At 48.0% G+C, this 24,130-nt stretch carries 21 protein-coding genes; 3 read left to right on the top strand and 18 right to left on the bottom strand.

Going from position 1 to position 24,130, the window contains the following annotated elements; genetic code table 11:
• Window positions 1–21: 21 nt before the first annotated feature.
• The 4 genes from OGH69_RS17075 to gcvP form a co-directional block, all read right to left on the bottom strand.
• Window positions 22–1,080, bottom strand: coding sequence for a 3-oxoacyl-ACP synthase III family protein (locus OGH69_RS17075; RefSeq protein WP_265175709.1), 1,059 nt, complete (start codon window positions 1,078–1,080; stop codon window positions 22–24).
• A 122-nt stretch (window positions 1,081–1,202) separates the two neighbouring features.
• Complete coding sequence (locus OGH69_RS17070; protein ID WP_265175708.1) at window positions 1,203–1,574, bottom strand: group III truncated hemoglobin; 372 nt, start codon at window positions 1,572–1,574, stop codon at window positions 1,203–1,205.
• Window positions 1,575–1,763: 189 nt separating this feature from the next.
• The gene (locus OGH69_RS17065) at window positions 1,764–2,558 is read right to left on the bottom strand and encodes an ATP-grasp domain-containing protein (protein ID WP_265175707.1); all 795 of its coding nucleotides are present in this window, start codon (window positions 2,556–2,558) and stop codon (window positions 1,764–1,766) included.
• A gap of 212 nt (window positions 2,559–2,770) precedes the next feature.
• Window positions 2,771–5,620 carry an aminomethyl-transferring glycine dehydrogenase gene (gcvP, locus tag OGH69_RS17060; protein ID WP_265175706.1) on the bottom strand — a complete coding sequence of 950 codons (2,850 nt, stop codon included), beginning with the start codon at window positions 5,618–5,620 and terminating at the stop codon, window positions 2,771–2,773.
• Window positions 5,621–5,753: 133 nt separating this feature from the next.
• Here gcvP and OGH69_RS17055 point away from each other — a divergent pair, with 133 nt between their 5' ends.
• Complete coding sequence (locus OGH69_RS17055; RefSeq protein ID WP_265175705.1) at window positions 5,754–6,572, top strand: UbiA prenyltransferase family protein; 819 nt, start codon at window positions 5,754–5,756, stop codon at window positions 6,570–6,572.
• Window positions 6,573–6,582: 10 nt separating this feature from the next.
• On the opposite strand, the gene OGH69_RS17050 is transcribed toward OGH69_RS17055, so the two are convergent.
• From OGH69_RS17050 to OGH69_RS17005, 10 genes are all read right to left on the bottom strand, one after another.
• The gene (locus OGH69_RS17050) at window positions 6,583–7,494 is read right to left on the bottom strand and encodes a TIGR01777 family oxidoreductase (RefSeq protein ID WP_265175704.1); all 912 of its coding nucleotides are present in this window, start codon (window positions 7,492–7,494) and stop codon (window positions 6,583–6,585) included.
• A 71-nt stretch (window positions 7,495–7,565) separates the two neighbouring features.
• Window positions 7,566–8,432, bottom strand: a complete 867-nt coding sequence (locus OGH69_RS17045; protein ID WP_265175703.1) for an SAM-dependent methyltransferase — start codon at window positions 8,430–8,432, stop codon at window positions 7,566–7,568.
• Window positions 8,407–8,778 (bottom strand): hypothetical protein, encoded by a 372-nt coding sequence (locus tag OGH69_RS17040; protein WP_265175702.1) that lies wholly within the window; start codon window positions 8,776–8,778, stop codon window positions 8,407–8,409. Before OGH69_RS17040 ends, OGH69_RS17045 begins: the two co-directional genes overlap by 26 nt.
• A 1-nt stretch (window position 8,779) precedes the next feature.
• Window positions 8,780–9,211: a hypothetical protein gene (locus OGH69_RS17035; RefSeq protein ID WP_265175701.1), complete on the bottom strand. Its 432-nt coding sequence runs from the start codon at window positions 9,209–9,211 to the stop codon at window positions 8,780–8,782.
• Entirely contained in the window at window positions 9,208–9,513 is a 306-nt protein-coding gene (locus OGH69_RS17030; RefSeq protein WP_265175700.1) for a hypothetical protein, read from the bottom strand. The genes OGH69_RS17035 and OGH69_RS17030 overlap by 4 nt, the downstream gene beginning before the upstream one ends.
• A gap of 66 nt (window positions 9,514–9,579) precedes the next feature.
• Window positions 9,580–10,086: a GbsR/MarR family transcriptional regulator gene (locus tag OGH69_RS17025; protein WP_265175699.1), complete on the bottom strand. Its 507-nt coding sequence runs from the start codon at window positions 10,084–10,086 to the stop codon at window positions 9,580–9,582.
• Between the two features lie 111 nt (window positions 10,087–10,197).
• Window positions 10,198–12,228 (bottom strand): M3 family metallopeptidase, encoded by a 2,031-nt coding sequence (locus OGH69_RS17020; protein ID WP_265175698.1) that lies wholly within the window; start codon window positions 12,226–12,228, stop codon window positions 10,198–10,200.
• A 322-nt stretch (window positions 12,229–12,550) separates the two neighbouring features.
• The gene (locus OGH69_RS17015) at window positions 12,551–12,769 is read right to left on the bottom strand and encodes a hypothetical protein (protein ID WP_265175697.1); all 219 of its coding nucleotides are present in this window, start codon (window positions 12,767–12,769) and stop codon (window positions 12,551–12,553) included.
• Between the two features lie 29 nt (window positions 12,770–12,798).
• Window positions 12,799–13,287 carry a 5-(carboxyamino)imidazole ribonucleotide mutase gene (gene purE, locus OGH69_RS17010; protein WP_265175696.1) on the bottom strand — a complete coding sequence of 163 codons (489 nt, stop codon included), beginning with the start codon at window positions 13,285–13,287 and terminating at the stop codon, window positions 12,799–12,801.
• A gap of 72 nt (window positions 13,288–13,359) precedes the next feature.
• On the bottom strand, window positions 13,360–14,511 hold the full coding sequence (locus OGH69_RS17005) for a 5-(carboxyamino)imidazole ribonucleotide synthase (protein ID WP_265175695.1): 1,152 nt from the start codon (window positions 14,509–14,511) through the stop codon (window positions 13,360–13,362).
• Window positions 14,512–14,704: 193 nt separating this feature from the next.
• Between OGH69_RS17005 and OGH69_RS17000 the strand changes: the two genes are divergently transcribed.
• On the top strand, window positions 14,705–16,168 hold the full coding sequence (locus tag OGH69_RS17000; RefSeq protein WP_265175694.1) for a glycoside hydrolase family 130 protein: 1,464 nt from the start codon (window positions 14,705–14,707) through the stop codon (window positions 16,166–16,168).
• A 170-nt stretch (window positions 16,169–16,338) separates the two neighbouring features.
• On the top strand, window positions 16,339–17,601 hold the full coding sequence (locus OGH69_RS16995; RefSeq protein ID WP_265175693.1) for an MFS transporter: 1,263 nt from the start codon (window positions 16,339–16,341) through the stop codon (window positions 17,599–17,601).
• Between the two features lie 237 nt (window positions 17,602–17,838).
• Here the strand turns inward: OGH69_RS16995 and OGH69_RS16990 are convergent, their stop codons facing one another.
• The 4 genes from OGH69_RS16990 to OGH69_RS16975 all read right to left on the bottom strand — a co-directional run bounded on the left by OGH69_RS16990 (window position 17,839) and on the right by OGH69_RS16975 (window position 23,588).
• The gene (locus OGH69_RS16990; protein ID WP_265175692.1) at window positions 17,839–19,074 is read right to left on the bottom strand and encodes a cation:dicarboxylate symporter family transporter; all 1,236 of its coding nucleotides are present in this window, start codon (window positions 19,072–19,074) and stop codon (window positions 17,839–17,841) included.
• Between the two features lie 45 nt (window positions 19,075–19,119).
• Window positions 19,120–19,674 (bottom strand): hypothetical protein, encoded by a 555-nt coding sequence (locus OGH69_RS16985; RefSeq protein WP_265175691.1) that lies wholly within the window; start codon window positions 19,672–19,674, stop codon window positions 19,120–19,122.
• A gap of 89 nt (window positions 19,675–19,763) precedes the next feature.
• Entirely contained in the window at window positions 19,764–21,953 is a 2,190-nt protein-coding gene (locus OGH69_RS16980; protein ID WP_265175690.1) for a TonB-dependent receptor, read from the bottom strand.
• 357 nt (window positions 21,954–22,310) lie between these two features.
• A complete protein-coding gene (locus OGH69_RS16975) occupies window positions 22,311–23,588 on the bottom strand; it encodes a PQQ-dependent sugar dehydrogenase (RefSeq protein ID WP_265175689.1) in 1,278 nt (425 codons plus the stop codon).
• Window positions 23,589–24,130 lie beyond the last annotated feature (542 nt).

Raw genomic sequence — 24,130 nt, 5'->3', positions numbered from 1 at the left:
CGGCTAAACCAATACTCATGACTAAATCTTATAGACAAAAGCATTGATATTCATTCCTGCACCCACCGATGCAAAAATCAACACATCGCCCTTGTTAAGCTGCTGCTCTTCAATCTGGCCTTTTATAAGCAGGTCGTAAAGTGTTGGGATAGTAGCAACACTGCTGTTGCCCAGCTTATGGATGCTCATAGGCATTATTCTTTCCGGCGGGGTTTTGCCGAATAGCTTAAAGAAACGGAGGATGATGGCTTCATCCATTTTCTCATTCGCCTGGTGGATAAGTACTTTTTTGACGTCATCTATAGCTACACCGCTTTTTTCGAGGCACGATTTCATGGCTAGCGGCACATGATTGAGTGCAAACTCGTATATTTTCCTGCCGTACATTTTTATATAGCGCACGTCAGGGTCATGGGTCTTGTTGTAGGAGTTTCCAAAGAAAAGGAAATAAGCCTCATCATAAGTGTAAGAAGCTGTTTCATGCGCCAATATGCCGCCTTCGTCATTAGTAGCTTCAATGATGCTTGCACCCGCACCATCCGAATAGATCATGCTGTCCCTGTCGTGAGGGTCTACAACGCGGGAAAGTGTTTCAGCTCCAATCACCAGGCACCGCTTTGCCATTCCGGCTTTGATATAAGCCTGTGCCTGTATCACGCCTTCCACCCATCCGGGACACCCGAACAAGATGTCATAGGCCACACAGCGTGGGTTCTTTATCTTAAGGCTGTGCTTTACGCGGCTGGCAAGGCTGGGCAGGATATCCGTTTGTATGGCACCCTGCTTTACATCGCCAAAGTTATGCGCAAAAATGATATAATCCAGTGTTTCCGGGTCGATGCCCGCATCTTCAATGGCTTTTTGTGAGGCAAAAAATGCTATGTCAGAGGTCAGGAGGTTGTCATCTACATAACGCCGCTCCTCTATTCCCGTAATTTGCCTGAACTTCTCGGCTACTACTTCATTCGAGTAGGGCAAAGCTTTGCCTTCCTCATCCATGAACTCGTGCTGTGCAAACTCGAGGTTGGAAATGCTGCGTTTTGGGATGTAGGCTCCCGATCCTGTGATCCTGATGTTCATAGTCCTGCAATTAAAATATAAAATTAGTCAATAATACAATAACTTTTACTAAATAATGCTATGCATGCATAATATTTAAACAGATTAGCATTTTTTGTTTAAAAAATCAGGAATGCCATAATTTATGATGGGGCTAATTTTATTTTTATCACTGTTGATATGGATACAGCCCGAGTTTTTATCTTTTCGGCATTCAGGCCTTCAAAATGCTCATCTACGGTGTCATAAAAGTGGTTGAGCCAGATATTGAAATGCTTTTCAGTGAGCTTTTCCTTGCTGTTAAGTTCCATATGCACCTGCATGGGATTGTTCCTGTAATTACCGGTATGGAACAGGCTCAGTTCCCAAAAATCGGCCAATATAGGCAGGTGGTGTGCCAGATCGACCTTTGCCACATCGGTAAAGATGTAGCTTATCGCTGGGTCTTTGAGCAGCTTATCATAAAATTGAGACAGCAGGAATTCAAGGTCCTGCCTGTTTTCAATGTCTTTCATAAAAAGAATTTTGCCACTAATTACGCTAATTTAACCGATTAAAAATATGATCCGGGTCATAAGAAATAGGAATTATTCACGTCCTGTCATTGCGGGGAGAAAGACGAAGCAATCTTTCCGCGCATCTGAAGGAAAGATTGCCACGCTCGGTGAACTGCCGTCGCAATGAACGACCGGGACGGAAAATCACTATTCCATTATCCACGCCGAAGCATATTCCACAAATGCTTCATTGATGAACGGAAAAACCGTCACGTTCGGGATATGGTTAACTTCCAGCAAATGCCGTGTACCATCCTTTCCTATCATATAGTCTATACCCACAGCGTCGAGGTTAAATTGTTTCGCTATCTTGCGGCTATCTTCCAACAGTTCCTGGTCAACTTCCATTTCCCATGATCCTTCGTTGTGTATCGACTTTAGCCAGCCGTCACCGGTTAGCCGTATCTGCCAGTACTTATCACCCACGATCATAATACGTACAGCCTCGCCGTCAATAAACGGTTCAATGACCGATGTTTCGCTGCTCTCCCATGCACCGATGAATTTATGCTTGTCCTCTCCGCAGTGCCAGATACCCCACTTTGCCACCACTTCGGTGTCCGAATGCACCAACTGCCTGCCAATAGCCATACCTCGTTTGTTGCCACCGAATTTCGTTATCCGCAACGCACGCACCAGTCCCGGTATGCGCTGCCTCAGATCCATCATGCCCAACGCATCGGGTAGGCAGGGACCGTTCCATAACGCCAGAAGCGTAAGGAAATCCATGTCTGTTTCATAAATGCCATGGAAAACTACTTTGTCTATAATAAAATACTTACCGGGCACTGTCGGGCTCTCCACAAACAGCTGCCCCTCGATGAGCTTGATGTTGGGCAGCATATCGTAGTGTACAACCAGGTACTCAAACTCCAGGTTTTGGCGTATGACGTTTACCTCATTTTCTTCAAGCCCAACGATAAGAATCCTCTTTTTTTCCATTTTGTTTCAGTTTAAAATAATTTCCTCAATAGTTAATTTTCGTTTTTAGTTTAGTTGTATTGATCATCGTAAGTAGAGACGCAGTGCCTGCATCTCGCGTAATGTTAATTTTTGTGAGATGGAAGCACTCCATCTCTACAGTGGAAAATCGAATAATGATTTTTGGAATTGATTGCATAAAAAAAGGCTGCCTTGCGGCAGCCTCTTCTTAATTAGTTTTCCATGTACGCCTCAATAGGCGCACAGGAGCAAATCAAATTTCGGTCACCGTAGGCATCATCCACCCTCCTCACACCAGGCCAGAACTTGTTTTCTTGCAGGTACTCCAGTGGGAATGCGGCCTTCTCCCTTGTGTAAGGAAGCGTCCAGTTATCAGTTGTAAGCATCGCAAGGGTGTGCGGTGCGTTTTTCAGTACGTTATTTTTATCATCGGCGCTTGCCTCTTCAACCTCTTTGCGGATGGCAATCATTGCATCGCAAAAACGGTCAAGTTCCTCAAGGTTCTCGCTTTCTGTCGGCTCTATCATCAGCGTGCCTGCTACAGGGAACGATACTGTAGGTGCGTGGAAGCCGTAGTCCATAAGGCGCTTGGCAATATCGGTCACTTCAATGCCATTCGCTTTAAACGGACGGCATTCAATGATCATTTCGTGGGCAGCCCTTCCCATCTCGCCGGTATACAGCGTTTCGTAGTGGCCGCTCAGCCTTTCCTTGATGTAGTTGGCATTCAGTATAGCGTGGTGCGTAGCACTTGTAAGCCCTTCCGCTCCAAGCATGGTAATGTATCCGTAAGAGATAAGGCATACCAGTGCCGATCCCCATGGAGCAGCAGATATAGCCGTGATGGCTGTTTCGCCGCCTGTAGGGATTACAGGGTTGGTTGGCAGGAACGGAACCAAATGTTTTGCTACGCAAATAGGCCCAACACCAGGTCCTCCGCCACCGTGTGGTATGGCAAAGGTTTTATGCAGGTTCAGGTGGCAAACGTCAGCACCTATGGTAGCAGGATTGGTAAGGCCAACCTGTGCATTCATGTTCGCACCGTCCATGTATACCTGTCCGCCATTTTCGTGTATCAGGTTGGTTATTTCCCTGATCGATGCCTCATATACGCCGTGCGTCGAAGGGTACGTAACCATAAGGCAGGCAAGGTTATCCTTGTGCTCAATGGCTTTTGCCCTTAGGTCATCTACGTCGATATTTCCGTTTTCAGATGTTTTGGTTACCACCACCTGCATGCCGGCCATGTGTGCCGTGGCAGGGTTGGTGCCGTGTGCTGAAGCCGGGATAAGCGCAATGTTCCTGTGGCCTTCGCCGCGTGATTCGTGGTAGGCGCGTATCACCATAAGGCCTGCATATTCACCTTGTGCACCTGAATTAGGTTGTAGGGTTGTGCCTGCAAAACCGGTAATCACATTTAGTTGTTCTTCCAGTTTCTTAAGCATTTGCTGGTAGCCTTCCGCCTGCTCAATTGGGGCAAATGGGTGTATGTTGTTCCAGTTGGCCATACTTAGCGGAAGCATTTCCGATGCCGCATTAAGCTTCATGGTACAAGAACCCAGCGATATCATCGAATGGTTCAGTGCCAGGTCCAGGCGCTCCAGCTTTTTGATGTAGCGCATGATGGCTGTTTCGCTGTGGTATTTGTTGAACACCTCATGCTTAAGGAATTCGCTTGTCCTGTTTACAGAATCAGGAATAGCAATGCTTCCTGAAAGCTCGTTAACAGTTTCGGCTGTTTTTCCAGTCGCTTCCGCAAATACGGCAAGTATGTCGTTGATGTCTTTTATAGACGTTGTTTCATTGAATGAGATCGAGATCGTATCAGCATCCACATAGTAGAAATTAATCTCCCTCTTTTCTGCAGCAGCCTTCACTTTGGCAGCATCGGCTTTTACAAGGATGGTATCAAAGAAAGCGGTGTTGGTCTGGTATACGCCCAACTTGTTTAGTGCATCAGCAGTAGTAACGGCAGAGGCGTGGACTTTATCAGCAATGTATCCAAGCCCTTTCGGCCCGTGGTATACGGCATACATTCCCGCCATAACGGCAAGCAGTACCTGAGCGGTACAAATGTTCGAAGTCGCTTTTTCGCGCTTGATGTGCTGCTCACGCGTCTGCAATGCCATACGAAGCGCACGGTTGCCGTTGGCATCAACAGTCACCCCGATAATCCTGCCCGGCATCGAACGCTTGTATTCTTCTTTAGTACAGAAGAAAGCAGCGTGCGGACCCCCATATCCCATCGGGATACCAAAGCGCTGGGTAGTGCCCACTACAACATCGGCGCCCATTTCGCCCGGAGACGTCAGTTTTACAAGGCTCAGGATATCAGCAGCAACAGCTGTTTTTATTTCTTTTTCTTTTGCTTTTGCAATGAACCCTGCGTAATCATACACCTGGCCGTATTTGCCCGGGTATTGCAGTATCGCCCCGAAGAAATCGTCGCCAAAGGCAAACTCCTCGTGGTTACCCACCACAAGCTCTACACCAATCGGGGTAGAACGCGTTTGAAGTACGCTAAGGGTTTGCGGCAGTATCTCTTCCGAAACAAAGAATTTATTTATGTTGTTTTTCTTTTGGTCACGTGTACGCACGTCGAATAACAGTGCCATGGCCTCGGCAGCAGCAGTACCTTCGTCAAGCAACGATGCATTGGCGATCTCCATACCGCTAAGCTCAATAACCGTGGTCTGGTAGTTCAGCAACGCTTCAAGGCGTCCCTGCGCTATCTCGGCCTGGTAGGGCGTATAGGCAGTATACCACCCCGGGTTTTCGAAAATGTTGCGCTGGATAGGTGCCGGCACGATAGCAGGGTGGTAACCCAGCCCGATGTACGACCTGAATATCCTGTTCCTGTTGCCCAACTGTTGGATGTGGCTCATGTACTCAGATTCGGTCATGGCAGGCTCCAGGTTTAGCGGGGCTTTGAGGCGGATGTCGTCCGGAAGGGTTTCGTAGATCAGTTGGTCAATGGATTCAACCCCAATGGCCTTAAACATGTGTTGCAGATCAGCCTCTCGTGGCCCGATATGCCTTAATGCAAAAGCATCTGTTTTCATGTGTGTTGCGTATAGTTTTTAAGAAGCACAAAAGTAATTATTTAAATTCAAACAGGAATGATATTGACCTTGACATTTTGTGAATTTTTCACCAAAAATAGAGACCTGTTGTGATATTCATTATTTTTACATTATGAATGTCGCTAAACGCTTATTTTCATTGTACATCTACGGGAGCATGCACGTTGCCATGAGCGTGCTGGCGCTGGTGCTGATGACCAACCACCAGTTTGGCCTGCCGTTCAACTGGCCTGTTGCGGCTTTTGCGTATTGCGGCACGATGTTCAGCTATAACTTTATGAAATACGATGGGCTTTTCCGTGTCAAGAAGACAGCCGGGCCCAGGGTAAAGATCATCGTGGCATTGAGTACTGTTGCGCTTGCCATTGCAGGGGCCAGCTTTTTCTTTTTGGAGAGAGCCTCGCAAATAACGGCAGTGCTGTCGTTCGGGCTTACGGCATTGTACACCGTTCCTTTTTTCCCGAAGACCAAAAACCTCCGCAACTGGAGCGGGGTGAAAATTTACATTGTTGCCCTGTGTTGGGCGGGCATCACACTTCTGCTGCCCCTGATTGATGCCGGTGCGCTCATCACCTCCGATGTGTATTTAAAATTCTGCCAACGGTTCCTGCTCATCATTACGCTCATTGCCATTTTCGAGATCATCGACCTGCGGGAAGACGATCCCCACCTGAAAACCATCCCCCAGCAGATAGGCGTACACAAGGCCAAAATACTCAATATCATTCTTTTGGCACTATTTTTCTTTTTGGAATTGCTCCGCACAACCATCGATTACCGCCAACTGGCCGCTAACCTCTGTATGGTAATTGCCACCGCACTGTTCACTATTTATGCCACACCCAACCGACCGAAATATTATACGCTTTTTTGGGTTGAGGCCGTACCTATTTTCTGGTTTGGGTTGGTAGTGGTGTTTGGGACTGTTTAATATTAGTCTTTTAATACTTATTTAGCAAATTCCCCAGCGCCGTGCCCAAATCCCCATAGCCAAAAGTAAACCCGGCATCTGTCAATCGTTTTGGTATTACGTTTCGGCTCTTTAGTACCAGTTCGGTTTCGGTACCAATGAGCATTGCTCCCAACTTCAGCAGGCTTGTGCCAATGGGAATCCCAACCGGCATGCCCACAGCCTTGCGCAACGTTTTCATGAAGGCGGCATTGCGAACAGGGGTAGGGGAGACGACATTTATCGGGCCCTCCATTCGCCTTTCGATTATGAATTCCACCGCGCGGGCAAAGTCCTTTTCGTGGATCCAGCTTACAAACTGCCTGCCGCTGCCCTGCCTGCCACCTAAACCAAATTGCGCCAGCTTTTTTAAGGGTACGAAAGCCCCGCCATTCCTGCCCAGGACGATGGAGGTGCGCAATGCCGTTTTGAGGGTTCCGGGTGTTTCATTACGGAAGAAAGCTTTTTCCCATACCTTGGCAACGTTCATGGAAAAGTCGTGGCCTATTTCTCCTGTTTCCTCATCCATTTGCTTATCGACAGAATTCCTGTAGATGGTTGCGGTAGAGGAATTGAGCCAGTGCTTGGGTGGGTTGGCGCACTGGCTTACCGCCTTGTCCAGTATTACGGTGCTGTCCACCCGCGATGCCATGATCTCGCTCTTGTTCTTCTCGTTGTAGCGGCAGTCCACCGACTTCCCCGCGAGGTTGATGAGCACATCGGCACCTTCCAGTTCAGCTTCCCAGCCGGTCATGGTTTTGGCATCCCAGTTTACGTAGCGGATGTCGTTTTTTATTTCGGCTTTGCCGCGGGTAAGTACCACGATTTTATAGTCATTTTTGAAATGGTCGATAAGCACATTTCCTAAGAAACCGGTGCCCGCGGCGATTATCATTTTTTTCATTGTGATCTATTTTTGACCTCACCCCAGCCCTCCCCATATCGGAAGGGTTGGAGATGATACCTGTTTTACAGTTATTTAGTGCACGTAATGATATAATACCCAAAATTGTTCATCTGTACACCTGACAGCAACGCGAACAGCGAACCTTTCAGGTTTTTGATGCTTTGCGGCTTTAGCGGCTGGGCATTGTAAATCTTGCGGAGTATGAAACCGCCTATCGCAAAGGGTACGTGCAGTACTGATGGCGCTACACGGAACGAAATATCTTCAATATAAATTTCTTTAAACCCAATTTCCTCCAACATGGCTTTTACCCTATGGATGTTGCCCAACTTCTCAAGGCTCCATCCGTTGCACAGGCCTTTGTAGCAATAACTTCCACCGATGCACAGGTCTTCAAAATCCTTCTTCAGGAAGGCATCGGCGACTACCAGCTTTGCGCCGGGCTTCAGTATGCGCCAGGCTTCCTTAAACGACTCGACACTGTGCCCGCTGTGGCAAAAGCTCTCGACAGCCATAGCGCCGTCAAAGGTTTCATTGGCAAATGAGGTATGGTTGTAATCTTCCTTCAGTATCAGCCCATCCAGCCCCTCCAACCGTTTGTTGCCTTCCTCTGCCTGGAAATCAGACAGTGTTACGCCCATTATCTTCAATCCATCGTAATGCTTCAGCCCGTACTTCATTGTCCCGCCCATGCCGCAGCCCATGTCACACAGCACTCCATTGGCATCGAGCCGTTTATATATCTGACGGTTCATCTCGTTAAGCATACTATCCCGGCGGAACGGGTTTGTCGTCATCGGGCTGTAATACCCAAAATGCATGTTGAAGTCGCGGCTCCAGAATTCGTAGTCTTCGGTAGCTTCGTTATACAGGTTGGCTGTCTTACGGTTGTTTTGCACATGCAGCAGTTCAGTATTGAGGCGCAGGGTGTTCATGGTTGAGGTTTTTGGTAATGGTATAGGTGGTATACACAAAGTAAATGGCAAGGGCACCCGGAATGAGAAAAAGGAAAGGGATCACCAGGGCATCATTTGCAAAATTATTGTAGAAGTGGGTTGCGCCTATGCCAATAAAGTTTATGACAACGAATATCCAGTAGCCAATGATCATTATCCGCATATTGCGATCCAGTCTGCGATAATGGCAAAACACTATGGCAAGTGCCAGTATGATCTGTACAAAACCCAGCACCATCATAAAGAGCATGCCAAGAAAGGGTATCAGGAACAGGATGAGGTTAATTATAAAAGTCCAGAAATTGATTTGGTGGATGGTTTTCATATTACAAGCCTTTAAGATTGTGGATCACTAATAAAGTATACACCACGGCAAACAGAACAAATAATGCGTTCATACCATAGCCTCCCCATTTGAACAATTGTTTTTTGGGAATGTCATACATCGGATAGTAAGCAATCTGCGTGGCGACCTTGCCCACCCAATAGGCGGCTATCAGGCCTGTCAGCGCAATGGCAAGATGCGTCTGGTTCTTTAGTTCATGAGGTATCAGTATAGCTATCAGGCCAAAGCTGAAGTTAAGCCCCTGAATGTACCGCCCGTAGGTTTTAGCGATTTCCTGATTGAGGGGCTTCAGTTGCTTTACATCATTGTACCAGTCGAATACTTTGTGCCGGATGTAAGGATAAACTAATGCGGTGAAGATCTGGCCACAGCCGCCAATTATGATGAGCCAGTTGGGAATAGTTAGGTTCATGGCTTTTCTTTTTTTGCTTCGATATAGAGGAGTATTGAGAGATATAAAGCGAGTGCAGGGGGCAGCACAATGATGTAATGCCAGTCCGTTACTGTCCACAGTAAAAAGAACAGTATTGTTCCGGCAAAGTAAATCACATACTCAATACGCTTTCCGCCGGTATCAATGAGTAGGCCCGTACCGGTGATGAACTGGAACCCACCCGTAAGGATGGTAAACAATGCTCCAATGTACCAGCATTCGGGAGCGATGAAACCTATCAGGCCTAAAAGGAAGGGTACTCCCACCATGAAATAATTCATTCTGTTTAAATTTTTCATATAACTTTTAAACTTTCAGAAAAAAATGAAACAATTAATTAAATTTTTTTAGCCCATGATTTTAACGACAAGGCGGGCAAGCCAGTTGTCCTTATATTCCGTAACTTTTTCAAGCATATTATCCGCTTTTAAAACAAAATCGTACAGTTTGGCGGTCTGTTCGGTAAAGTGTTTCGCTTCAGATGAACTGTTTTCCTTTACCGAAGTGGAAACGTCCTTCAGTACTTTCAGCGCAGGCTTTATTTCGCGGCGGCTGCGTTCCTGGGCAATTTTTACTGCCAACTCGTCAAGGTCTTTTTCAGAAGTGAAGTATTCCTTACGTTCCCCTTGTTTGAATTCCTTATATACAATGCCCCATTCCATCAGGGCGCGCAGGTTCATGCTGGCGTTGCCCCGGGATATGTGGAGCTCCTCCATCACATCTTCCATAGAAAGCGGTTCGGGGGCAATGAGCAACAGGGCGTGTATCTGCGCCATCGTCTTATTGATACCCCACTGAGAACCGAGCGCCCCCCAGGTTTGTACGAACTTATTTTTTGCTTCCTTAAATTCCATGTGTCAAATTTAGAAATTATTTTGAAACTTTCAAAAATAATTGAAAGTTATTTTCGATAAAAAAAAACCGAAGCTACGCTCAGGGTTTTTCTATTGTCTCACATCTGTCTCTTAGCCTAAAAGCCCCGCCCTTTTCAGCAATGCCTCCGGCCTTGGCTCCTGCCCGCGGAAACGCTTGTATAAAACCATCGGGTGCTCTGTACCGCCTTTGGAAAGGATATTGTTTTTGAATTTTGTTGCGGTCTCTTTGTCAAAAATCCCTTTTTCCTGAAAAAACTCAAAGGCATCGGCATCCAGCACTTCCGCCCATTTGTAGCTGTAGTAGCCTGAGGAATACCCGCCCTGGAATATGTGTGAGAAAGCAGTACTCATGGCGTTTTCCTTCACATCAGGGTAGAGTTGCGTGGTAGCGAACTGTTCTGTTTCAAAAGCTTTTACATCGGTAATGCCGCTTGGATCGGCGCTGTGCCAGCCCATATCCAACAGGCCAAAGCTTAGCTGGCGCATGGTAGCCATGCCTTCCTGGAAGCTCGCGCTTTCCTTTATTTTTTGGATGTATTCCATTGGTATAATTTCTCCCGTCTGGTAGTGGTGGGCAAACAGGGCAAGCGCTTCCGGCTCGTAGCACCAGTTCTCCATCACCTGGCTGGGCAGCTCCACAAAATCCCAGTACACGCTGGTACCCGATAGGCCCGGATATACCGTGTCGGCCAGCATGCCATGCAGCGCGTGCCCAAACTCGTGGAACAATGTGGTCACTTCATTAAACGTAAGCAGCGACGGCTTGGTTTCTGTTGGCTTTGTAAAGTTGCAAACAATAGATATGTGCGGCCTTTCGTTCACGCCATCCTTCACATACTGCGACTTGAACGAAGTCATCCACGCGCCGTTGCGTTTGCCTTTGCGCGGGAAAAAGTCGGCGTAGAAAATCGCGACAAGCTTTCCTGCCTCATCTTTTACTTCGTATGTTGTAACGTCTTTATGGTAAGTGTCAATATCTTTTACTTCCTCAAACTTCAGCCCGTACAGTTTTCCGGCAATGGTGAACGCACCGTTGAGCACATTCTCCAGCTTGAAGTACGGCTTCAGTTTCTCGTCGTCGAGGTTGAACAGCTTTTGCTTCAGTTTTTCCGAATAGTAGGCTCCGTCCCATTTCTCAAGGTGATCAAGCCCGTCCAGTTCTTTCGCAAAAGCGGTCAGCTCGGCAAATTCCCTTTCGGCAGCGGGCTTCGCTTTCGCCAATAGGTCCTGCAGGAACGATTTTACCTTCTCCGGGCTTTCGGCCATGCGCTCTTCCAGTACAAAGTCGGCATGCGACTTATAGCCCAGCAGGTTGGCACGTTCGTGGCGCAGCTTTGCAATCTTTAGTACAATCTCCCGGTTATCGAATTCATTCCCCTGGAATGCCTTCGCGCCAAAAGCGATCGCAAGTTTTTTACGCAGTTCGCGGTTATCGGCATAGGTCATGAACGGGACGTAGCTCGGATAATCCAGCGTAAACACCCAGCCTTCTTTTTCAAGGCTCATGGCCAGTTCGTGTGCGGCTTCTATAGTGCCTTCCGGCAGTCCCGAGAGGTCCTTTTCATCAGTAATGTGCAGCTGGTACGCGTTGGTTTCCGCCAGCACATTCTCGCCAAATTCAAGGCTCAGCTTTGAGGCTTCTTTGTCAATTTCGCGCAGCCTGTTCTTTTTATCTTCCGGCAGGTTGGCGCCGTTGCGGGCAAAGCCTTTATATTTTTTTTCTAATAGCGTAGCCTGTTCCGGAGTAAGGTCGAGTGAATCCCTTTTGTCGTAAACGGCTTTTACCCTTTCAAACAGGTCCTTATTCAGGCGTACGTCATTCCCGAATTCTGACAACAGGGGAGACACCTCCATGGCAATCTTCTGGATATCATCATTCGTTTCCGCCGAATGCAGGTTGAAAAATATCGACGAGGTACGTTCCAAAACATCCCCGCCAAATGACATGGCTTCAATGGTGTTTTCAAACGTAGGCTCTTCCGGATTGGCAACGATGTCGTCAATTTCTTTACGGGCAATTTCAATACCTTTTATAAAAGCAGGCATGAAATCTTCAGTTTTTATCCCGCTGAATGGCGCGGTATCGTGTTTCGTGGTAAACTTTTGTGTAAGTAGGTTCATGGTTATATGCGTCCGTAGTATTTACGAATTTCTTTCATAATTGATTTATTGCTGCTACGGTTGTCAAAAACGGTAACAACTTCAATTTCATTATTAGTTATCCTATATAGGAGGGATGTTTGTTTAGTAACGATGCAAATATGCAGATTTTTGAAAGCTTTCGATTTTATGCAGCTTTCGGGATACAATGAAATGTAATTTAGTTTTTCATCCAAAATCAGCTTAAAATTGTCTTTAGCTTTTACCGACCATTCGTCAATCAGGTAATTGAGCAAAAGGAAAAGATTTCTTTCTGCTAGTGGTGAAAAATAAAAGGCATATCTCAAGGTAATCTCTTTTTTAGATCTTCCCATGATACTCTTTCACCTCTGTCTAACTGGTCAATTCCATATTGAATTTCAAGTTTTTGATCTTCGGTAAACTCATCATAAAAATCCTTCTTCTCTTTGAATAAAAGCTTACGTACTTTATCGATGAGTTTAGAATCGTCAGATTCCAATATCATTTTCGCTAATTCTTCTTTTGTTGCCTGAAAGTCCATGATCTCCTTTTTTATCAAAGTTACAAAAACTATTCCTTATTCCTCAAGCCCTCAGCAGCCTTATTCACTGCATCTTTCAATCCCAGTTTATAGGCCACTATTTTGGCAAGCACCAGCTTGTCGTGGCTGCCAATGATCTGCGCCGCCAATATACCCGCGTTTTTCGAGCCGTTCAGGGCTACCGTCGCTACAGGTACACCGCCCGGCATTTGCAGTATGGAGAGTACGCTGTCCCACCCGTCAATAGAGTTGCTGGATTTAACAGGAACGCCTATCACCGGCAACGGGCTCATGGATGCCACCATGCCAGGTAAATGCGCTGCGCCACCGGCACCGGCTATGATCACCGAAATGCCCCTCATGTGCGCTCCGGTACTGAACTCAAATAATTTCTCCGGCGTACGGTGCGCCGACACAATGTCTACCTCCGTCTCAATTCCGAATTCCTTCAATATGTCTATGGCATCCTGCATCACCGGCATGTCCGATATGCTGCCCATTATCACTGCTACTTTCATAACTTCAGTTTAGGGTTCCAGGTTTAGGGTTCTGGGTCAACTCTGAACCCTGAACTCTAAACTCTGAACAATTTATGCTATAACTCTAATCGTGTTCTTAACCTCCTCTGCAATCCTCCGTGCTTGTTCCACATCTTTATTCACTATCGTTACATGGCCCATTTTGCGGAATGGCCTGGTTTGCTTTTTGCCATAAATATGCGGGGTTACGCCGTCCAGCTTCATTATTTTGTCAATGTTTTCATACACCACATTCCCGCTATGGCCTTCCTCGCCAACAAGGTTTACCATGATGCCCGCTGCCTTACTGTCGGTGTTGCCCAATGGCAGGTCGAGTATCGCCCTCAGGTGCTGCTCAAACTGCGACGTATAGCTCGCCTCAATCGAGTAGTGCCCGCTGTTGTGCGGTCGCGGCGCCACCTCGTTTACCAGTATCTCGTCGTCAACGGTCTGGAACATCTCTACGGCCAGTAAGCCTACATGGTCAAACTGTTGCGACACTTTCAGGGCTACAGCCCTTGCTTTTTCCGAAACCACATGGTCAATGCGCGCCGGGCATATTACATATTCCACCTGGTTGGCTTCAGGGTGGAATTCCATTTCTACCACCGGATACGTTTTTATCTCTCCCGACGGGTTGCGCGCCACGATAACCGCCAGCTCATTTTTGAACGGCACCATCGCTTCGGCAATGCACTGCACATCCGGAAGGCTTTCCAGCGTTTGTGCGTCGCGTACCACCTTTACGCCCATGCCGTCGTAACCGCCCTCGGTGCTTTTCCACACAAAAGGCATCACGATTTTCCGGTCTTCAACCGCCAGTATAAGGTCGGCCAGCGTTTCAAACCTGCGGTAGTCGGCAGTGGGTATGTTGTGTGCTGCGTAAAAATCCTTTTGCTTGCCCTTATTCTGGATGAGGTTTAGCGTTTTTGGCGAAGGGTACACCTGTATGCCTTCCGCCTCCAGCTTTTCAAGGGCCGTAACATTTACGTGTTCAATTTCAAAAGTAAGCACATCCACCTGTTTACCAAAGTTGTACACGGTATCATAATCCATGAGGTCGCCTTTAAAAAACAGGTTGCAGCCAATTTTGCACGGTGCCTCATCGCTCGGGTCGAGCACGTAGGTTTGTATGTCAAATTTCCGGGTATCGGTAAGCAGCATCTTGCCAAGCTGGCCGCCGCCCAGTATGCCCAGTTTAAAATCGGAAGAAAAATAGTTCATTTGTCGTGTGTTGTTTCAATGCCAAAGATACTTATTTATTGGTTTTTGGGAAAGTAAGAAATTCCGGGTACAGGTAAATTGCCCTTTGTAGTATTTTTACGATAACTTTAGCATTTGCATACTATACATTTTTTAAATAATACTTAATTTAGAGGTTCACAAATCCGCACCCTGCGGATGCAAACAATTAGGTATGAGACTGACAGTAGAAAGAAAACCGGCTAAGGTGCTTCCGGATACCAGGCGTGTAATTGCACGCTTTTTTTTTAATGGCGAGGAAAGGGCTGTCGAACTGATAAAAAAGATATTGACGCTTGATAAAGAGGAAGTGTCAGGGCTTGTGCTGCCTTTGCTGCAGGATTTTTCCAAAAGGCACCGCAGCATTACCCGCAAACTGTTCCGCCATTGCGAGAGGGTAAAGTTATACATAAATAAGGCCGGCGGCAATTACGAAAAGCTGGATGATTATACCCGCCTTCTCATCGGTTCTTACTTTACACACGAATATTCCATTGAATCGGCCGCATTCTTTAACCCGTCTATCGTTCCCGATCCCGACCAGCACAATCTGGAGGAGGGGCAGCTCAGGGTTATCATCAGCTTTCGTGCAGTAGGCGAAGGGCATGTGTCTTCAGTAGTGTTTCGACGTGCGATCATCGACCGTAATAACAACATTACCGTTATACCGGCAGGCAATTACATTGATGAAGCCGAAAAAATTCACAACCTCATTTACCAAAAGCGCCTGTTCCTGAAAAAAGCGCAGGAAGCTGATATTAATGAAGAATTCCTTACCATGGTTACCGAAAAACTGGAAGATCGTTTTGATTACGACCAGTTGAAGAAACTGGTAATAGAGGCCAGGCAGAAAACCGATGACCCCGCAACGCTGATACAATATAACTTATTGTTGGCACTTTCCGACAGTTACCGCAGGATCACTTTTTCCAAAGATACCGACATCAGTGACCGCGTTATTTTCCCTATATCCGACTTTGAATCCAAAGGTATTGAAGATGCCCGTTTTGTCCAATTTACCGACGACAATGGCAAGGGGTGCTACTATGCCACCTATACGGCCTATGATGGCGTACACATAATGCCCAAGCTTCTGAAAACCACCGATTTTTATGAATTTAAGACCAGCCCGCTGCACGGGGCCGGGGCCAAGAACAAGAACCTGGCCTTATTCCCGCGGAAGATAAATGGTAAATATGCCATGCTCTCGCGTATCGATGGCTGGAATAATTACCTGATGTATTCCGATAATATTAACGAATGGGAGGATCCAATTAAAATACAGTCTCCGGAATACCACTGGGAATTCGTGCAGATAGGCAATTGCGGTTCGCCAATTGAAACCGAATACGGCTGGCTTGTAATAACCCATGCTGTAGGCCCAATGCGACGCTACAGCATCGGTGCGTCACTGCTGGACATCCACGACCCATCAAAAGAAATTGGCAGGTTACGTGATCCGCTTATAGTACCTAATCCGGACGAGCGTGAAGGCTATGTTCCCAATGTCGTATATTCCTGCGGATCAGTCATCCACAATGGTGAGCTGGTCTTGCCTTACGGCCTTTCCGACCACAGTTCCGGCTTTGCAACCGTTAACTTAAAAACACTGCTGGACAGATTGCGCAATGGTGGGTAGCCGCCGCATACAAATCTGAAACATTGACGGTGTTAGTGCATTACTGTTTTACAGGATGAAACTGCTCCTTTGCTTTGGCGAAGGAGCATAATGTTTTTATGTCAGGAAATGACCATCTTTGCACAAGTTATAGTGCATAGCGAATAAAAATATACCATAATCAGCACAAAGTGAAAAACGGCTTTTGGGCAAAGAACCCGTCACTGTCAATAAAGGAGTTCCGCTACTTCCTCAGCATCCGTTTTGGCCTGATTTTCAGCCTGAATATGCAGTCTACCATTATTTTTTACTGGATCTACCACATTACCAACGATAAGCTGGCGCTTGGACTTGTGGGCCTGGCCGAAGTGATACCCGCCATCTGCTGCTCGTTTTTTGCCGGGCATTTGGTTGACCTCAGCGAAAAGCGCAGGATGGTACTGTTCTGTATCGCCTCTTATATCGTTATTGGCTGCAGTCTTTTTGCACTCACAACACCTTTTGCTTTCGGCAGGTTGGGGGTAAGTTCTACGCAATACCTTATCTATGCATTCGTTTTCCTTGGCGGTATCACCCGGGCGTTCATGGGGCCTTCTGTGTTCTCGCTGTTCGGATTGGTTATGCCGCGTGAGCATTTCCCTAATGCTACCAGTTGGAGCAGCATGGCATGGCAAACGGGTGCCATGCTCGGGCCGTTGGCCGCAGGGCTTGCCATAGCCATCAATAGCATAACTACAGGTATGTTTGCTGTCATCCTGATACAGATTATTTTGCTAATCCCCATACTTTCCATAAAACGCAAGCCCATCCTCAAAAAGGAAAAAGAGCCGGTACTGCAAAGCCTCACCCAGGGCATCCGTTTTGTACTCAAAACACCCGCATTACTGGGAGCACAGCTGCTCGATATGTTTTCGGTGCTGTTTGGCGGGGCAGTGGCGCTCCTGCCGGTGTACCAAAAGGAAATCCTGCACGTAGATGAGGTCGGCTTCGGGCTCCTGCGTTCTGCACCCGGTGTCGGGGCATTGGTTACGCTGGTGCTGCTGGCCTTTATCCCGCTCAAAACATACCCGGGGCGCAAACTATTCCTCGCTGTGACAGGCTTTGCGCTCTGCATCATAGGGTTCGGCTTGTCCACGAATTTCCTCCTCTCATTCTTCATGCTGCTGTTTTCGGGTATGTTTGATGCGGTGAGTGTAGTTATCCGAAGTACTATATTGCAACTCGTTACACCCGACCACATGCGGGGACGCGTCGCCTCGGTCAATACCATATTCGTCAGCTCCAGCAATGAACTGGGTGACTTCGAAAGCGGTGTCATGGCCCATTGGCTCGGTACGGTAAGGGCTGTTGTGGTTGGCGGATGCCTCACGCTTGGAGTGGTCGCGGTGACATTTTTCGGCGCACCAAAGCTGCGGAATTTCAATTATGATGATGAAGGCGGGAAAAAGGAATAATTTTTTGGGTGTGTCCCTTCCCTTTCTAAGGCCAATGCTTGGGCCTGTCCGCTCCGTGCCTCCGCAGGATGCCGCTGCAATCCCTCACGCGCGCGTAAGCATTCATGTTACATTCGGTTTTCATCATAATATTTTCGATAGTATATGCGTACTGTCAGCACGTCCCGTCACCCTCTCCTTGGGAGAAGGCCGGGGAGAGGACTAATCTCGTAAGAGTAAGAAAATCCGGATAGGTGCCTACTCCACCCTCGGGTTATCCACATCCACAAATTCACCTTCCGATTTTGATATAACGATAGTAGCCACGCCATTGCCTATGAAGTTGGTTATCGCACGTGCCTCACTCATGAATTTGTCTACACCCAGCAGGAATGCCAACCCTTCTACAGGAATTTTATTGATTGCCGTCAGTGTCGAAGCCAGCACAATGAACCCGCTTCCCGTTACGCCCGCAGCCCCTTTTGACGTAATCATCAGCAGCCCGATGACGGTGGCTATCTCGCCAAAGGTCAGGTGCACATCATATAGCTGCGCCAGGAATATCACCGCCATCGACAGGTATATGGAGGTTCCGTCGAGATTAAAGGAATAACCCGTAGGCACCACAAGCCCGACCACCGGTTTGCTGCAGCCCATCTTCTCGAGTTTTTCCATCAGGTTGGGCAGCGCGCTTTCGGAAGAGGAAGTGCCCAGCACGATGAGCAGTTCTGCCTTAATATAGGTGATGAATTCCAGGATGCTTTGCCTGTAATATTTCATGATGCCGCCCAGTATCACAAAGATGAACAGCGCCATGGTAATGTAAACCGTCAGCATCAGTTTGCCCAACGGTACCAGCGTGTGCAGCCCGAATTTGCCAATGGTAAACGCCATTCCGCCGAAAGCCCCCACAGGCGCCAGGTACATGACCCATTTCAGCGCCAGGAAAACATATTTGGAACAGGTGTATAAAATGCTGATGGCCTGCTCGCGTTTCCTGTAATAATTCAGTGCAATGCCGGTTATAATGGCCACCACAAGTACCTGCAGGGTAATGTTGTCAAGGAAAAATTGCAGCCAGCTGAACTCCCCAGCCTGTTGGGTATACTTCGACGGGTCGCCGATGTCAAGCCCTGACTTGTCAATCTTGCCCGGCTCAATGAAGTACGCCACCGCTACACCGATAGCGAGTGCGAATGTAGTGACTATCTCAAAGTATATCAGCGATTTCAGCCCAATGCGCCCCACCTTCTTCAGGTCGCCCATTCCCGCAATGCCGAGTACTATGGTCAGGAAAATGATGGGTACTATGAATATCTTGATGATGCCCACAAACGTTGTGCCTATAACCTCCATTTTCATAGCCGTGGCCGGAGTAAAATGCCCAAGCAAAATGCCGGCTAAAATAGCGATCAGCACCCAAAAGGTAAGGTTGGTCACTATCCTGAAGAGCAGGCTTTGTTGGGTTTGCGGGATTTCGGGAGATGGTTTCATCGTGCCGAAGATAAGGATTCTGAAGAACTACCGCAATTCATTGCTTTATCCCTGTAAGGTATTGATTTTGTTTAATATGTCTTTTGCAGCTCCCTTATAAGCCGCGGTATGCTTCACGCTGTCTTCCGATAAAATGCGCTGTAATTCAGGGTAGATCCAGTCTTCATTTTTGCCAATGATGAATAGTGCCCGCATGGCATACGCCTTCGCCGCCACTTTACCCTCAGGGTCGATGAGCCAGTCGAAGCAGGCTTCGGTAATCTGTTCCAAATGCTTGTTTTCCAGTAATTTTACCTTCCGGTGACGGGTCACGGCAAAGAGGCAAACCTTCGATATCGACCGTATCGCGCCCTCCTGCCTATAGCCCGAAAGCGCATTGCAAAAAGCATCCATGTGGGGTGCCAGCCATTCGATCCTCGCCTCCATGACGAGTTCCAGTACCCAGCAGGCTTTGTGATGGTTTTTGTCCGTTGTGTCAAAGGCAATGTGCAATAAATCAGGGAGTAAATCAGGGTTGTCCAGCACCTCACCCGATAATTGGTCACGGATGGGCCGGTGCGCCGTACTGTTGATGATTTTATGGTAAAATGGCTCGTTCAAAGGTGGTTTTTAGATACTTGTAAGGGTATTTTTGAGCCACTAAGATATGATTTTTGGGGGTTGCCGGGATGATTTTTGGGTACAGTGTGCTAAAAACTGTAATTCACCGAAACATTTCCATAAAAATTGACGGGCAAACCGGGATAATAATACCTCGGCGAAGCTCCCCCGAAACCTGTTGCGTTGACCAAAACCATCGAAGCATATTTTGTGTCGGTGGCATTGTTCACGCCTGCCGAAACATGGGTCGTAAACCCTTTGAACAATTCGTGTCGCCACCCTGCTTTGCCATTGAGCAGGTTGTAGCTGTCGGCGTAAAGCGAATTGGCGTCATTCAGCGGCAGGCGGTTCACATAGTAGTAGTCGGCAGTGAGGTACAGTCCATACGGTGCGAGCAATGTAATGCCCGCATTGATCTTGTTGTCCGGCACGCCCGTAAGGTCGTTGCCCGAATAGTCCACATCGTTGTTCAGGAATTCCGTGAACTCATATTGGCCGATGGAGACCGCTACATACCGCTTCAGTGCAAAGGCCGGGCTTATCTGCCAGTGGTGGGTGATGCTGGCCTCGATGCCCTGGTGCAGCGTTTCGCCGGCATTCACCCCCACGTATTGGTCGTCGCCTACGCGTTGCGCCACGAGCAGGTCCTTCACCTGCATCCTGTATAATGAAATTTCGGCATACAGGTTCCTGTCCTGCAGCCAAAACTTGCCGCCCACCTCAAAATTGTACCCGTTCTCCGGTTTTATGTTAGGGTTGATGGTGCCATCTTCGGTCAGTGTTTCTTCTATTGAGGGCAAGGAAAAACCACGGCTTACCGACGCATAGAGTGTTTGCAATGGCGACGGCTTGTACAATAGCGATACCTGTGGCGACCAGATGCCTTCATAGGCATAGCTTTCGGAAGAGGATGATGCTTCCGGGAAGGTGTTGTCCAGCTCAAACTGCGTTTTGTTATAGTTCAGCCCGGCCTGCAATTCCCACTTCCGTGCCAGTTGTACCCTCAGTTGCGCAAAGGCATTGATGAAGCCGCGCTGCTGTTCGGTACCTGTAAGCCTTTCTCCCTGCAGGCTGCCCTGCCCGTTGTTGTCCTCATACAGGTTGGCATAGGTGCTGCCCTCGAACCCGTCGTTGAAATATTCCAGCCCGGCCACAAACTCCGTTTTCATTTTGCCCAGCTTAAAGTCACCCGAAAACTGCGTGCGCGCGCCCCAGGCTTTGGTGTCCTGCGCCAGGATGTCGAAAGGCCGCGGCTCATAATTCTCCTTGAAGTTGATGAATACAGAAGTCGAGTTCTTTACTTTGCCCAACTGCCAGTCGTAGGCCAGCCCGCCCAGCCACGAATCGTATTGTTCATAGCCTTTGGCCGCATTCCACGTAAAGGCCGCCGCGCCAGGGTCGTTCTCAAAGGTTTCTTTGTCGATGGAACTCGGTATGTAGGCTTTCAAATACGTGTAATTCCCAAAGTAGGTCAGCCTGCTGTTTTCTTTCCGGAACAGCTCGCCGGCAAGGGTCACGCCTTCCCGTTCATACGCGCTGTTGTCGCGGTAGCCGTCGGTTTCCAGTTTGTGGTAGCTGAGGTTAAGGCTCCCGTTTTGGGTATCCAGGCTGTAGCCGATGGTATTTTTCATCAGTCCGAACGACCCATGTGTGGTGCTGACCTTTCCGGTGCTCCCCGTTGCGGCTGATAGTTTTGGCGTAAGCAGTATCGCGCCGCCCAGCCCCGCACCGTACAGGCTGGAAAGCGGCCCCTTGATCACTTCCACCCGGTCTATGATTTCAAGGTCGATATCCTCGATGGTGGTTTCGCTGTCGCCCGAGGTAAGCGGTATGCTCCCGTAAAACGCGCGGATCTTGTTGGTGCCATACGGTGTCCTGGCCCCGATGCCGCGAATGGAAATGCGGTTGGTATTGATGCCGCCCGACTGCATGAATACCCCCGGCAGCGTGTTGAGCACCGGCGAGATGTCGGACAGATTATTGCGCTGTATTTGTGATTGCGACAGTATGCTGATGGAAGCCGGGGCATTAAGCAGGCTGTCGTTGATGTGGTAGCGGCTGATGGTAAGCTCTTCAAGAGTAATCGATTTTATCTGTACTCCATGCGCATAATCGATTACGTGATGAAATTCGGGGCCCTTGTTTGGAGACTTGATCAGAGTGTCATCCTGAATTTCCTGCGGGATAAATACAGGGTTAGTTTTTTTTCTGCCAATGGTATCCTGTGCAAAAGCATTCAGGGTGATAAGAAACAGGAGCGGTAGTAGTTTTTTTAGCATGGCATAAAGCTAAGCAAATAGGGAGTTTTTAAAAAATAATTTAGGTGAAGTCATTGCGGGGAGGTACGACTAAGCAATCTTTCCTCCGCTACAAATTGTAATGTTTATAAAGAAAGACTGCTTCGTCGTGCCTCCTCGCAGTGACGCCCCACCGTGAGAGTTGCTCAATTTGTTATTTAGGATTTGTTTTTTGGAAAATAACTCCGTCACTGTCATTGCGAGGAGGCACGACGAAGCAATCTTTCCTGCGTAACGAGTTTCATCTGTATAGAAAGACTGCTTCGTCGTGCCTCCTCGCAGTGACGAACCCCCGTAAGAGCAGCTCAAATTTGTTATTTGGGATTTGTCTTTTGGAATTTATTTATTCGCACTCACCCTCCAAAGCGTATTCCCGCTATCGTCATTCACCAGCAGCGAGCCGTCGTTCATTACGGTTACATCCACCGGGCGGCCCCAGGCTTCGGCTTTTTTCTCATCGGCAATGAAGCCGGTAAGGAAATCCTGCGGCGGACCTGAAGGCTTGCCATTTTTAAACGGTACGAACAGTACTTTATACCCGCTCAGCACCGACCTGTTCCAGGAGCCGTGCTGGCCTACGAATGCACCGCCTTTGTAGTCGGCAGGAAACGCATCGGCATTATAAAATGTAAGGCCAAGCGCCGCGGTGTGGCTGCCCACCGGAAAATCCGGCACAATGGCTTTGGCCACCAGTTCGGGTGCTTTGCCTTTCATGCGCGGGTCCTCGATCTGACCGTAGTAGGAGTAGGGCCATCCGTAAAAGCCGCCTTCCTTTACGCTGGTTATGTAGTCGGGCACCAGGTTGTCGCCCAGTTCGTCGCGCTCATTGACTGCTGTCCACAGTTCTTTATTGGCAGGGTTCCAGTCCATGCCCACGGGGTTGCGGAGGCCGCCGGCATAAATGCGCTCGCCGCTGCCGTCGGGGTTAATTTCGAGGATGCAGGCGCGGCGCACTTCGTTCTCCATGCCGTTCTCGCCCACGTTGCTCGATGAGCCCACCGAGATGTATATCTTCGACCCGTCGGCATTCGCCAGCAGGTTGCGTGTCCAGTGGTTGTTGTAGCCCTTGCCGGGAAGCTCTACGATCTTTTCGCCTTTGGGAGCCAGCTTTAAGTCGCCCGTTTTGTACGGGTAGCGGTACAGCCCGTCGGTATTGGCAATGTAAAAGTAATTGTTCAGTACCAGCATGCCGTAGTTCTGGTTCAGGTCCTCAGCAAAAACAGTACGGGTCTCAAAAGTCCCGTCCTTGTCCTTATCACGGAAAACGGTTATCTGGTCGGCGCTGCCTTTGGTGTTCGATTCCGCCACAAAAATGTCGCCGTTCGGGGCGATGTAGGTATTGCGCGGGTTCTTGAGGTCGGCAGCAAATATGGTTACCGTAAATCCTGCCGGGGCCTTCGGGGTTTGACCCTCCGGCCAGTCGGCCATGCTGTTTCTCTTGGTTGCCGATTCGGTGGCATAGGGCGCCGGGAGGGTGAGCGGGCCTATGGCGGTTTGCACGGTAGTGCTGCCTTCGGCTTTGGCGGCCTCTTTTTCTTCTTTGGTCACGCGGTCCTTTTTGCAGGAGGACAGGGCCATTACAGCCACCAGGGCCAGGGTAATGTACGATGTTTTCATGGTAAAATAATTCGGTTATGCGATGCAGTACGAATTTACCTATTTGCAATTCCAAAGCCTTGTGAATTAGGTGTATTTTAACATTGGGGATTGTCTTTAATTATATTATCATTCTGCTTTTTAAGGGTAGAGACGTTGCAATGCAACGTCTTTACTGCCATCGAAACAGATAGATGATTTTACCACAAAGGGCGCGAAGATTTACACAAGGTGCACAATGAATGCCGCCAAAGGCGGGAGGTCACAAAGCTTTGTGTGCTTTCAGCGTAAAGACTTTATTATTTCTGCTTTGTGTTCCTGGTGAATAACCTTGTGTCCCTTGTGGTAAAAATCCTTGAAATAAGTATTCCCAACACCTTTGTTTTAAAGAACCTTGTAATATTATCCCTAATTCAGGTTATATTATCATTCTGTTTTTTAAGGGGGGCTGTCTCAAAAGGATAGCCCCTTTTTCATTTTAATTAAGTTTACTTTTCTTTGCATGCTGATTTTGACATTTTAAAGTCTCCTTTTTAGCCCATAAAAGGTTATACGTTTTAAAA

The organism is Flavobacterium sp. MFBS3-15, from assembly GCF_026107645.2.
Lineage (GTDB): Bacteria > Bacteroidota > Bacteroidia > Flavobacteriales > Flavobacteriaceae > Flavobacterium.
Note: the sequence above shows the minus strand (reverse complement) of the source record. Positions and strands in the feature narration are given on the sequence as shown.